22 protein-coding genes are annotated in these 10,410 nt (G+C 69.0%); 20 read left to right on the forward strand and 2 right to left on the reverse strand.

The window, feature by feature from the left end:
* The first annotated feature begins 165 nt into the window (after positions 1 to 165).
* The 14 genes from ACF088_RS07360 to ACF088_RS07425 all read left to right on the forward strand — a co-directional run bounded on the left by ACF088_RS07360 (position 166) and on the right by ACF088_RS07425 (position 7,616).
* Positions 166 to 1,062: a hypothetical protein gene (locus ACF088_RS07360; RefSeq protein WP_392374423.1), complete on the forward strand. Its 897-nt coding sequence runs from the start codon at positions 166 to 168 to the stop codon at positions 1,060 to 1,062.
* A complete protein-coding gene (locus ACF088_RS07365; protein WP_392374424.1) occupies positions 1,040 to 1,657 on the forward strand; it encodes a DnaA ATPase domain-containing protein in 618 nt (205 codons plus the stop codon). Before ACF088_RS07360 ends, ACF088_RS07365 begins: the two co-directional genes overlap by 23 nt.
* Positions 1,654 to 3,048, forward strand: coding sequence for a replicative DNA helicase (locus tag ACF088_RS07370; protein ID WP_392374425.1), 1,395 nt, complete (start codon positions 1,654 to 1,656; stop codon positions 3,046 to 3,048). The genes ACF088_RS07365 and ACF088_RS07370 overlap by 4 nt, the downstream gene beginning before the upstream one ends.
* On the forward strand, positions 3,045 to 3,242 hold the full coding sequence (locus ACF088_RS07375) for a hypothetical protein (RefSeq protein WP_392374426.1): 198 nt from the start codon (positions 3,045 to 3,047) through the stop codon (positions 3,240 to 3,242). The genes ACF088_RS07370 and ACF088_RS07375 overlap by 4 nt, the downstream gene beginning before the upstream one ends.
* A complete protein-coding gene (locus ACF088_RS07380) occupies positions 3,239 to 3,547 on the forward strand; it encodes a hypothetical protein (RefSeq protein ID WP_392374427.1) in 309 nt (102 codons plus the stop codon). The genes ACF088_RS07375 and ACF088_RS07380 overlap by 4 nt, the downstream gene beginning before the upstream one ends.
* On the forward strand, positions 3,544 to 4,356 hold the full coding sequence (locus tag ACF088_RS07385; RefSeq protein WP_392374428.1) for a DNA adenine methylase: 813 nt from the start codon (positions 3,544 to 3,546) through the stop codon (positions 4,354 to 4,356). The genes ACF088_RS07380 and ACF088_RS07385 overlap by 4 nt, the downstream gene beginning before the upstream one ends.
* Entirely contained in the window at positions 4,353 to 4,616 is a 264-nt protein-coding gene (locus ACF088_RS07390; RefSeq protein ID WP_392374429.1) for a hypothetical protein, read from the forward strand. The genes ACF088_RS07385 and ACF088_RS07390 overlap by 4 nt, the downstream gene beginning before the upstream one ends.
* Entirely contained in the window at positions 4,613 to 4,951 is a 339-nt protein-coding gene (locus tag ACF088_RS07395; protein WP_392374430.1) for a LuxR C-terminal-related transcriptional regulator, read from the forward strand. Before ACF088_RS07390 ends, ACF088_RS07395 begins: the two co-directional genes overlap by 4 nt.
* A 212-nt stretch (positions 4,952 to 5,163) precedes the next feature.
* A complete protein-coding gene (locus ACF088_RS07400; protein ID WP_392374431.1) occupies positions 5,164 to 5,829 on the forward strand; it encodes an HNH endonuclease in 666 nt (221 codons plus the stop codon).
* A gap of 59 nt (positions 5,830 to 5,888) precedes the next feature.
* Positions 5,889 to 6,071 (forward strand): hypothetical protein, encoded by a 183-nt coding sequence (locus ACF088_RS07405; protein ID WP_392374432.1) that lies wholly within the window; start codon positions 5,889 to 5,891, stop codon positions 6,069 to 6,071.
* On the forward strand, positions 6,071 to 6,346 hold the full coding sequence (locus ACF088_RS07410) for a hypothetical protein (protein ID WP_392374433.1): 276 nt from the start codon (positions 6,071 to 6,073) through the stop codon (positions 6,344 to 6,346). The genes ACF088_RS07405 and ACF088_RS07410 overlap by 1 nt, the downstream gene beginning before the upstream one ends.
* A 74-nt stretch (positions 6,347 to 6,420) precedes the next feature.
* On the forward strand, positions 6,421 to 6,897 hold the full coding sequence (locus ACF088_RS07415; RefSeq protein WP_392374434.1) for a hypothetical protein: 477 nt from the start codon (positions 6,421 to 6,423) through the stop codon (positions 6,895 to 6,897).
* Complete coding sequence (locus ACF088_RS07420; protein ID WP_392374435.1) at positions 6,890 to 7,057, forward strand: hypothetical protein; 168 nt, start codon at positions 6,890 to 6,892, stop codon at positions 7,055 to 7,057. The genes ACF088_RS07415 and ACF088_RS07420 overlap by 8 nt, the downstream gene beginning before the upstream one ends.
* Positions 7,047 to 7,616, forward strand: coding sequence for a hypothetical protein (locus tag ACF088_RS07425; protein WP_392374436.1), 570 nt, complete (start codon positions 7,047 to 7,049; stop codon positions 7,614 to 7,616). Before ACF088_RS07420 ends, ACF088_RS07425 begins: the two co-directional genes overlap by 11 nt.
* A gap of 166 nt (positions 7,617 to 7,782) precedes the next feature.
* Here ACF088_RS07425 and ACF088_RS07430 read toward each other — a convergent pair whose 3' ends face one another.
* Positions 7,783 to 8,316 (reverse strand): GIY-YIG nuclease family protein, encoded by a 534-nt coding sequence (locus tag ACF088_RS07430; RefSeq protein WP_392374437.1) that lies wholly within the window; start codon positions 8,314 to 8,316, stop codon positions 7,783 to 7,785.
* A complete protein-coding gene (locus tag ACF088_RS07435) occupies positions 8,313 to 8,516 on the reverse strand; it encodes a hypothetical protein (protein WP_392374438.1) in 204 nt (67 codons plus the stop codon). Before ACF088_RS07435 ends, ACF088_RS07430 begins: the two co-directional genes overlap by 4 nt.
* 199 nt (positions 8,517 to 8,715) lie before the next feature.
* On the opposite strand from ACF088_RS07435, the gene ACF088_RS07440 reads away from it, so the two are divergent.
* The 6 genes from ACF088_RS07440 (at position 8,716) to ACF088_RS07465 (ending at position 10,383) form a co-directional block, all read left to right on the forward strand.
* Positions 8,716 to 8,883, forward strand: coding sequence for a hypothetical protein (locus ACF088_RS07440; RefSeq protein WP_392374439.1), 168 nt, complete (start codon positions 8,716 to 8,718; stop codon positions 8,881 to 8,883).
* A 101-nt stretch (positions 8,884 to 8,984) separates the two neighbouring features.
* The gene (locus ACF088_RS07445) at positions 8,985 to 9,311 is read left to right on the forward strand and encodes a hypothetical protein (RefSeq protein ID WP_392374440.1); all 327 of its coding nucleotides are present in this window, start codon (positions 8,985 to 8,987) and stop codon (positions 9,309 to 9,311) included.
* A 93-nt stretch (positions 9,312 to 9,404) separates the two neighbouring features.
* Positions 9,405 to 9,533, forward strand: coding sequence for a hypothetical protein (locus ACF088_RS07450; RefSeq protein WP_392374441.1), 129 nt, complete (start codon positions 9,405 to 9,407; stop codon positions 9,531 to 9,533).
* Positions 9,534 to 9,578: 45 nt separating this feature from the next.
* The gene (locus tag ACF088_RS07455) at positions 9,579 to 9,923 is read left to right on the forward strand and encodes a hypothetical protein (RefSeq protein WP_392374442.1); all 345 of its coding nucleotides are present in this window, start codon (positions 9,579 to 9,581) and stop codon (positions 9,921 to 9,923) included.
* Between the two features lie 86 nt (positions 9,924 to 10,009).
* Positions 10,010 to 10,261, forward strand: a complete 252-nt coding sequence (locus ACF088_RS07460) for a hypothetical protein (protein WP_392374443.1) — start codon at positions 10,010 to 10,012, stop codon at positions 10,259 to 10,261.
* On the forward strand, positions 10,258 to 10,383 hold the full coding sequence (locus ACF088_RS07465) for a hypothetical protein (RefSeq protein ID WP_392374444.1): 126 nt from the start codon (positions 10,258 to 10,260) through the stop codon (positions 10,381 to 10,383). The genes ACF088_RS07460 and ACF088_RS07465 overlap by 4 nt, the downstream gene beginning before the upstream one ends.
* The last annotated feature ends 27 nt before the right edge of the window (positions 10,384 to 10,410 follow it).

Raw genomic sequence — 10,410 nt, forward strand, 5'->3', positions numbered from 1 at the left:
GCAATGTGGCCACATCCAGTTGCACAACGATAGCCAACATTCATGTGTCCAAGTGTATGTTGGCTATGTCGATCCGCGCCAGTCGCGAATCCGACCCCCTTGAGGGCCTGGTTCCGCACGCCCAGAAGTCCCCTGACCAGCACCTCTCTCTGAAAGAAGCCCCTAATGGCCGAGAAGGACAAGCGCACCTACGTGAGGGTGCACGACGGTCTGCCGGATCACCCGAAGGTCATCGAGGCGGGTGGAGAAGCCGGCTGGCTGTACATCTGCGGGCTGGCCTACGCCTCCCGCCAGCTGACCGACGGCGTCATCTCGCGGCGTCTCGTCCCTCGGCTGACCGACGGAAGCAAACCCGAAGCAAGTGCTTCGGCACTCGTTCGCGTCGGCTTGTGGCACGAAGGCGAACACGACTGCCCGAGCTGCCCCCAAGCAGGCGCTGACAACTACGTCATCCACGACTACCTCGAGCACCAGCGCTCCGCATCTGAGGTCGCCGACCTCCGCGCCAAGCGTTCCGCCGCAGGTCAGAGGGGCGGAAAGAAGTCCGGCGAGTCCCGCCGCGCCGCCTCCGCAGGCGAAGCAAACGGCGAAGCAAGTGCTTCAGCAAAACCGAAGCAAGCGGGAAGCAAAACCGAACCAGAGACAGAGACAGAGACAGAAGTAAAAGAAAAAGAATCCGGAACTTCTGCGAAGTCCCTCGACAACGTCCACCGGACCGACATCGAGACCGTCTGCAAGCACCTCGCCGACCGCCTCGAGAAGTCCGGCAGCAAGCGCCCCCGCATCACCGCCAAGTGGCGCGACAGCACCCGGCTGCTCCTCGACCGCGACGGCATCACCGTCGACCAGGCGAAGACAGCCATCGACTGGGCCCACGACTCGGACTTCTGGCAGGCGCACATCCTCACGCCCATGAAGCTCCGCGAGAAGTACGACCAGCTCCGCCGCCAAGCCCTCGCCGAACAGCGCAAGCGCGGCGGTTCCACCCCGGCCGGCCCCAAGACCGCACCCGAGACCCTCAGCGACAAGGAGAAGCCCCGTGCCCTTCGCTTCGGAACCTGACCCGAACTGGCAGCACTGGCTCGACGAGCGGCGCACCGATGCGCTCGCCCTGTTCGGCAAGCGCATCCCCGCCCGCTACGCCAATGCCATCTCGCTGCCGGGCGAGGTGGAGACCTGGGCCGCAGCCGGCCTCGGGCAGCACGAGAGTCTGTTCCTCACCGGGCACATCGGCGTCGGGAAAACGCATACTGCCTGGTCGGCCACCCGCACTTGGCTCGCCGCCTGCTTCGGCCAGCGCTACCGCCGCAACCCGGTAATCGAGATCCACCGCTCGACGAGCCTCTTCGACGACCTCCGCCCGGAGGGGACGGACCCCTACGGCACGTCGAAGCGCGCCAAGGAAGCCGACCTGCTGTTCATCGACGACCTGGCGGCTGCCCGCGTCTCCCCGACCGGCTGGACCCAAGAGCGGCTCTACGAGATCTTCGACGAGCGGTACGTCCAGCAGCGCCCCGTGATCATGACGTGCGACGTGCTGCCGGGCGACCTCGGCCCCATCGTCGGGCCCCGCGTCGCATCCCGGCTCGCCGAGATGTGCGCCGAGAACGTCGCGTTCCTCGAGGGCGGCGACCGCCGCACGGGCGGGGAATCGTGACCGACGTGTGGGACGACACCGACACAGATGCCGACCAGATCGGCGGACGCCTCGCCCGGCGCCAGGACTTGCCCGCCGAACGCATCGTCATCGGCAGCGTCATGAACCGGCCCGAACTCATCGACGAACTCGTCGACGTCGTCGACCCGGTCGACTTCACCCTGGAGCAGCACGCCTGGGTCTGGTACGCCGTAGACGAGCTGCGCAACGAAATGGTCGTCGGCACGGCCGGCATCAGCCCCTTCGCCATCAGCACCCGCCTCCAGGCGATGCGAGCATCCGGCAGGATGCCCTGCGTTCCACTGGACGCCGTCACCCTCTCGAACCTCTACGGCGAAGGTGTTGGGCTGCATGCCGAGCACTCCGCTGCCCGCGTCGCCGAAATCGCCGAGGCCAACCGGCTCATCAGCCTCGGCATCCAGGCCCAGCAGATCGGCATGGCGGCTGACTTCGACCGCGACACGGCGATCGCTGCGGCCCAGGCGGCGCTTGACGGGGTTGTCCGAGACAACCAACACAACACCCCTGGCACCCTTGGCGACCTGCTGCCGTTCGTCTTCCAGCGGGCTGTTACCCCGCCCGACCTGTCCAACCGGATCCCCACCGGCATCCGCGACCTCGACGAGCTCACCGGCGGCTTCGCCCCGCGCCGACTGATCATCGTGGGGGCCAGGCCGGGAGTCGGGAAGACGACCTTGGCCAACACGTTCGTCCGCGCCTCCGCCGTCAACAACAAGATCCCCACCCTGTTCGTCAGCCTCGAAATGGGCCGCGAAGAACTCGCCCTGTGCATCGTCTCCGCTGAAGCCGGCGTCGCCCTGCACCACCTCGACAAGGGCAACTGCACCGACACGGACATGCAGAAGCTCCATGGCGTCAGCGACCGCCTCGCCGAAGCACCCCTGCACCTCGACGACACCCCGCACGTCACGATGGCCCACCTGCGGAACCTGATCCGCACCCTCATCCGCAAGATCGGCCTGCGGTACGTCGTCATCGACTACCTGCAGCTCGCCCAAGCGCCGAAAGCGGAATCTCGGCAGGTTGCCGTCAGCCAGATGAGCCGGATGTTGAAGCTCATGGCCAAGGAATTCGACATCCCCATCGTCGTCCTCGCGCAGCTCAACCGTGGAAGCGAACAGCGGTCCGACAAGCGACCGACGATCGCCGACCTTCGCGAGTCCGGTTCGATCGAGCAGGACGCCGACATCGTGATCCTGCTCCACCGGCCAGACATGTACGAGCCCGAGTCCCCGCGCGCCGGTGAGTGCGACCTGATCGTCGACAAGCATCGGGGCGGAGCCCGCACCACGATCACCGTTGGCGCGCAAATGCACTACGCACGCCTGGTCGACATGGCCGCCGACTTCACCGAGCGGGAGGCGGCGTGATCACCGACTCCTGCCCGTCCTGCCTGGCCCGCGGCATAGCCCCCGCCGAGTCCCGCACCCGCGGTGACCGGACCGTCGACGGCTACCGCTGCCCGAACTGCCGCCACGCCTGGGCCACGGCCCGCGACCTGACCGCCTACTCCGAACTGCACGCCCGCCGCGCCCAGCGCCGTAGCCGAAGGACCGCCGCATGATCCAGATCTTGCCGATCGGCACCCCGGTGTGGGTGGCCGAGCCCGCGGACCCGGGAACCGGCCGCCGGGAACGGTCGGGTGACGGCATCGTCACCAGCCACGTCCCCTGCGGCCCGTGCTGGGACCGGTACGCCGCCAAGCACCAGTTCGTGACCGTCACCCCGGACACCTACCGCCAGGCCGCCGCCGACTGCCGCCGCCCGGCCGGCATGTACGTGGCCGGTCTCGGCCGGCCCATCGCCATCACCCCCGACAGCCCGGCCATCGCCGTGCCGATCGCCTCGGACGAGCGGAGCGCCGCATGAAGCCGCCGATGCCGTACTTCGGATCCAAGCAGCGGCTCGCCCGCCGCATCGTCGACCTGCTGCCGGCCCACACGCACTACGTCGAACCGTTCGCCGGCGGGCTCTCCGTGCTCCTCGCCAAGGAGCCGAGTCGCCTGGAGACCGTCAACGACCTGGACCGTGAGCTCGTCACGTTCTGGCGGGTGTTGCGTGACCGGCCCGCTGACCTGGCCCGGGCATGCGCCTTGACCCCGCACTCCCGTGCCGAGCACACCACGTCCTACGTGAAGACCGCCGACGAGCTGGAGATGGCGCGGCGGGTGTGGGTGCGGCTTACGCAGGGCCGGTCTGGGCGGATGGATCGCACCGGCTGGCGGCACTGTGTCGCCGACATTGGCACCAACATGCCTGCCTACCTGGACGGTTACCGAACGCGCCTCCATCCGGCAGCCGAGCGGTTGATGGGCGTGCAGCTCGAATGCCGGCCTGCACTGGAGTTGATCGCTTTGTTCGGGAAACGCGCGGACGTGCTGCTTTACGTCGATCCGCCCTACCTCGGCTCGACGCGGGTGGCCACTGGCTACCGGCACGAGATGCGCGACGATCTGCAGCATCGTGAGCTGGCCGCGGCTCTTGCTGGCTGTCGGGCGGCGGTTGCCCTCTCCGGTTACCACAGCCCTCTCTATGACGAGGTGTACGCCGGGTGGCATCGCCACGAGATGACGACGATGACCGGCAATGCGGCATCGGCGAAGGCGCGCGTTGAAGTGCTGTGGGCCAACCGGCCGCTGGCCGTGCCGATCACGTCCGACGAGCGGAGCGCGGCATGACGAACCGCTACGCCATCCGCCGGCCATCGCAGGCTGTCGTCCGCGATGACGGGACCCGGCACTGCGCCTGGTGCGGGGACTTCATCGACCCCATCGACTGGTGCTTCGACTGCCAGGACCGGCAGGCCCCGTGCGGGCCGCACCGCAGGCTGCGGAAGCGGGCCGATGCCGCGTTCTGCGACCACCGGTGCCGCGCCGCCAACACCAGCGACACCACAGGCTCGGCCGGCCGACGCCGCGAAAGCTGGTGGGTGCAGTGACCGCCGACCTGTCCGAGCGTCAGCGCCGGATCTTGTGGCACCGCGCGCAGGGCCTGTCTGGTCCGCAGATTGCCCGCGTCGAGCACATCGCGGTCAGCACCGTCGACTGGCACGAGCGGGTCATCCGGCACGTCCTCGAGGCCCGGAACATCACGCACGCCGTGCACTTGGCGACGGCCGCGGACATGCTCGGCCCGCGCATCGACTGCGGCGACCGAGCCGCGTACCTCCGCCACATCCGCCGTAAGGAGCCCACCGATCGGGCTTGCCGCGCGGCCCATGCCCGGCATGCGGTGCTGCAGCGCGCTGGACTCCTCACCCCGCAAGCCGCCTGAGCGCCCACCTGAGCCCCGCGATTGGCCGCGGGGTTCCCGGGCCCCTGAATTGCCATCCGCACCGTCGGACCCAAGCGAGGGGCGCCCGAGAAGGGGCCTGTGCGCCCGCCTCGCGGCCTCGGAGCTGTTCCGGGTGTCGCGCCAGCTTCCCTCCGCAGAGCGCCAGCGAGGCGCCCAGCTATCCATTCAGCCCAAGAGAGCGAGAGATCCGCATGGCAGCACCCGAACTCCCCGCCAGCGACTGGCGCCGAGCGGTGTATGGCCGTAGCCAAGTTGGCGGCATCGGCATCCGCCGCAAACCCCGCGCCGCAGACCGAGAGCGAATCATCACCCAGCAGGGCTACAAGTGCCTGTACTGCGAGATCCCGATCAGCACCAAGATCTTCCGCGGCAACCGGGAGATCATGCTGCTCGCCAACTGGGACCACTTCATCCCTTACGCCTACTCGCAACGCAACCCGTCGAACAACTGGGTCCTTGCCTGCCACGTCTGCAACGGGCTCAAGTTGGCCCGCATGTTCGACGACGTGGAGGCCGCTCGACGAGCGATCCTCCCCGAGCGGATAGCGAGGCGATACGAGAGCCCCGAGTCGGTCTTTCATCGACTTGGCCTCGAGCGCAGCCGGGGGGCGGTTCTGGTGGCGGTCGCTCGCCCGACAGTTCGCCAGCTCGAAGCCCTTTCCTGCGTCGCCGCCGGAGCGGCCACATCTCAAGCTGCGACTGAGCTCGGCATTTGCCAGCCCAGGGTGTACGAGCTCGTGAAGGCCGCCGCCCGTCGGATGGGCGTCGAGTCCCGCGAAGAAGCCATCGAGCTTGCGATCCGCAACGGCTTCATTGAGCGCCCCAAGGGGCCAGCTCAACCCCAGCGCGCCGCCTAGGACCAGAAGCCTCTGCCCGGCCGCACGCGGCGGCCGGACCCCAACCACCGGAGCAGATCATGACCGACTCGAACGTCACCAACCCCGCAGACGCCCACACAGAGCAGCTCGCACGCGGCCTCGCCGCCGCTGCCTACATCAACCCCCAACGCGACACCGGCCCCTGGGACGACCTCACCCCGCAGGAGCAAGACGACTTCCGGGCCGAAGCCGCCCGCGCCACCACCAAGGAGGCCAACTGATGACCGACCTTCGCCTGATCATCTCCCGCCCGGAACCCGGCGAATGGCTCGGCCGCCTCGACGTCGTCGAAGCCCTCGAGGCGGCCGGCTGGATTGGCGACGACGAGATGCCGATGAGCATCCTCCGGCACCCATCCGGCGCCGTCTGGGCCGTCGTCGGGAACACCGGCGACTCCGGCCTCGACTGCCCGAACGGCGCGGTCATCGAGTTCCCGTCCGACACCCCGACCGTCGTCATCGTCGCCGCCTGCCTCGCCGCAGCCGCCACCCCGTGACAACGCAAGCGCACCGCCCGGGTCGTATCCGGGCGGTGCTCGCCACAGCATCCCACGAGCCACAGGAGACACCGATGGCTGAAGCCCTTCCCGACCCCCTGATCGCCTACCTGGAGAAGCGGCAAGCGGACCGCGCCGAGCGGGTGCACGCCCTGCTCGCCTCGCTCACCAAGCGCGAACGCGCCCTCCTCCAGGACACCGCCGTCATGGGCTACGTGCGAGGCAGCCTTCACCCGCGGGACGAGGAAATCCCCCTGAACAAGGAGATCGTCGCCGAGGTCGTCAGCGCCTGCTTCGCCTTCCCGGATCTGTACCCGGCCGTCAACGCCGCCTACGAGGAACAGCGCCAGACCGTCGAGTACTTCGTCCAGGGGCAGCAGCCCGACGGCACATGGGAACAGGCCAGCAGCACGACCGCCGATCCGGAGTTCGCCATCCAGCGGCTCGCCGCCCGCCGCCGGGCGCAGCCGGAGTTCGGGTACCGCATCGCCCGCCGCACCACCACGGTCCTCGTCGAAGCGCAGCAGACCGAGGAGGCCGACCATGCCTGAGCCCCTGCACCTCGCCGCCCTGGCGGCAGCGGTCATCGCCCTCGCCGTCGCCATCCGCTGCGCGATCGACACTCGCCGCTACCGGCGCCAAACCGAAGCCTCCGCCGACCGCGCCCGCCAGGCCCTCGCCGAGATCAAGGAGATCCACCGTGACCACTGACCACGACGCCGTCCGCCGCAGCCAACTCCCGCCCATCCCGCCAGCCGAATGGGACCACCACACCTGGTACCCCACCCCCGACGGCGGAGGCGACCTCGTCCCCGGCCAGCACAGCCGCGGTGTTCTCATCCGCCGACGCGTCACCTGGGGCGATTGGGAACCCGTCCACCCCGCCCACTGGGCACCCGAACCCGAGAGGGACGCGAACGCCAGCCGGCCCGCCGAGAACTGCTCTGACGCTGGACGAGGGGACCTGTTCCGGCACACCGCCGAGGAAGCGTGCGAGGCGATGCAGGACATGGGCTTCGAGCTGTACAAGGCGCAAGACGCCATCGCCTACGCCCAAGAGATGTGCGCGATCCGAGACCGCAACCAGCAGGCCGACCCCGGCGGCGGCACCGCGACCACCGCAGAATTTCTGACCTGGCTCGACGGGCCGAAATGCGGGCGGCAGATGCTGCTCGGGCCGGGCGACCGGTCAGCTCTCGGGCCGCGCGCGGGCGACCCTTCCGCCGCAGGTCACGGCCCCGAAAACCCGTCTGATGGGGGAGCGTCGTGAGGGTGATCTGCGCGCTGCTCGCGAGCCTGTTCGCCTACCTGGTCCTCGGCCCGGCGCTGCACCCGGTGCGCCTCGAGATACGGGCGCCCACGGTGGACGGCCGGCCGTGACCGGGGCATGCGAGAGCCGCACGCTGCTGGGCGGCGTGCGGCTCGGGCGGGGCAGGTCAGGCGTCGTCTTTGCTGACCGCGGCTTTGCGGGCGCGGGCGAGCTCGGCCCGGCTCTGGTAGCGGGGGTCGACGGGGATGTCGTGCGCGTCGCGGATGCGGCGGAAGACCTCGGGGGTAAGGCCCGTCAGGCTGGAGAGCTGGTTGACCGAGGCTCCCCGGCGCAGCGCCCTGACGGCGATCTCCTTGATTTTCGGCTCCAGCGCTCGGCGTTCTTCGAGTGCCTGCTTGTACGTCGCGAACACCTTCAGGTGGTCCGCTGGCGCACCGAACCTAGGTGGAGCGAGCGGTGCCGTCCTGTGTTGTGTGTTCCAGCGGGGGTCCTCGGATTTGATCGCCTGGCGTTCCGCTTCCTCGGCCTCCTTCCGCGTGTCGAACCATTCGACTTCCCGGCGCTCCACCTCGTGCCACCAATCCTTCGTCAGGGAGTGCTGCCCCCAGCGAACGTCTGGGTTGCGACTGATGCCGATGTAGAGCAACCGCTTGCGCTTGGCGTACAGGCGATAGAGAGCTGTGCGGTCGGCGTGCTTCATTCGCCGGCCTCCTCGTGCCAGGCGGCGCGCTCGGGGCGCTTCGGAATCTTCGCCCCGGGCTCGCGGAGGTACCAGGCGATGAACTCGCGGATGACAGCTGCTCGCTCGGTGTCCATGGACTTCGCCGCCTTGTCGAAGGCGTACCACTCGTCGCCGATCCGGATCTGGCGCGGTGGGGTTTTGGGCGCATTGGGCGACATGATCGCACCGTATCTAGGTGTAGCTACGGGCTGCAAAGCGATCTCCTCTCGGTGGGCTACACCTCCTCTCGTCGGTGTAGCTACAGATTCTTCGATGAATGACTTGCGGTGTAGCTACACCCAACTGTACGGTGTAGCTACACCTCGGGGCAAGGGGTGGAGGAGTCATCGCCACGCACCAACCGCAGAGGAGACCACCATGCAGATCGTCAAGGCCATCAACGGTGCCGAGTTCGTCGTCGTCAAGGCCACCAGCTACACCGCCCGCATGGCCCGCAACGTCCGCCCCGTGACCATGGCCGACGGCACCGTCTGGACCGCTGGCGCGGGACGCCCCGGGACTGCCATCGCCTGGCGCACGGTCTGACAGTCGACCCAATCGGCGCCGTTGGAGGCCCCACGGGGTTGGCGGGTTCGAATCCCGCCCGGCGCACTCACCGCTAGCGCACCAACCGCAGGGGAGACGTCATGAGGCTCGCTTCGATCACCGCCAGCACCGCCCTCACCCCGCCAGTCAGGGAGGCCGCGATCCGCTCCGAGGTCACCCACCTGATCGCCGCCGTCGAGCAGTACCTGGCCGAGGAGCGGGAGGGCCACAAGGCGCCGGTCACCACCGCCTGGACCATCGAGCCGAGCGACCCGGGCCATCTCGCCTGGATCGCCGCCATCGACGGCCGCGCCTTCTACTTCCGCCGCGAGTACGGGCCGGACGGGGCGCTGACGGTGCACCGCTGGAGCCGCCAGCGCCAGTGCTACGAGCTCCTCGGCGAGTGGCTGTCCTGCCTCTGCTGCTGACTCATCCGGCGCCGCCAGAAGTCCCACCGGGGTGGGTGAGTTCGACTCCCGCCCGGCGCACTCACCGCATTCGCGCCACCCGAGGGGGACTCCATGCGCATCACCATTCGCCGCACAATCCGCGCCGCACTCGCCGCCGCTGGATCCGTCGCCCGTACAGCTGTCTCCCGCACCTTCCGCATCGACCGCATCGTCGGCCACCGCCTCATGGAGGCCGGCTAGACCAACTCCACCACCCAGCCTCGTACCGCTTCGAAGGAGTCCGCTATGACCACTGCCCCCTTCTCCGTCGCCCTGGCTCGCACCGGCCACGCCACGGTCGCGTTCGGCCCGTTCTGCAGCCGCGACTTCGCCGACCGGGCCGCCCACACCCTCGGCCAGCTGCTGCGTGCCGAGTCCCCGTCCGTCGAGGTCGTGGAGGACGAGGAGGGGCTGACCCACCTGCCGTCCCTGCCCCTCCAGCCTGAACTGCTCGCCGACATGGTCGACGACCGGACCGCGGGCCTGGACCCGTGCATTCGGCTGGCTGCGCAGGTGGGTGCTACCCGGGCCCGGCAGATCATGGCTGCCGCATATGGCCTGGCCGCCGACCGGCTGTGGGCCGCCGCCTGACCGCCACTCGTCACCACCGGCCGCCCCGCCCCACCGCGGGGCGGCCCCTCCCGCTTCCCGCCCGCTCTACCTCGAAGGAGTCCGCCGTGTTCCCCAAGACTGTTCGCCAGACCAAGGTCACGTCCGATGTGAAGGATCTGACCGTCTCGACCGTGCAGATCGGCTTCCGCCGGTACAGCACCGTCGTCTTCGACGACCACGCCGACCGACGCCACACCGGCAAGCGCATCGGCAGGCACATCATCGACGCCGGTGACGTGCGCAGTGACACCCGCGAGGAGGCCATGGAGGCCCACCGGGAGGCGCTGCAAGCCGCCCGTTCCGAGGTCGTTCGATGACCGCCCCGGTTCCGCTCTTCCCGGAGCCGTCGATACGGGAGGTCGCGCTGGACGACGAGCGCTACTGGGTCGACCACGACCTGGACCCCGACTACGCCGAAGCCGAAGCCGAAGCCGTCTGAACCGCCGCCCGCCCCGGTGTGGGGCGG

Origin of the sequence: Streptomyces sp. NPDC015125 (assembly GCF_043080045.1) — a bacterium.
Classification (GTDB): Bacteria; Actinomycetota; Actinomycetes; order Streptomycetales; family Streptomycetaceae; genus Streptomyces.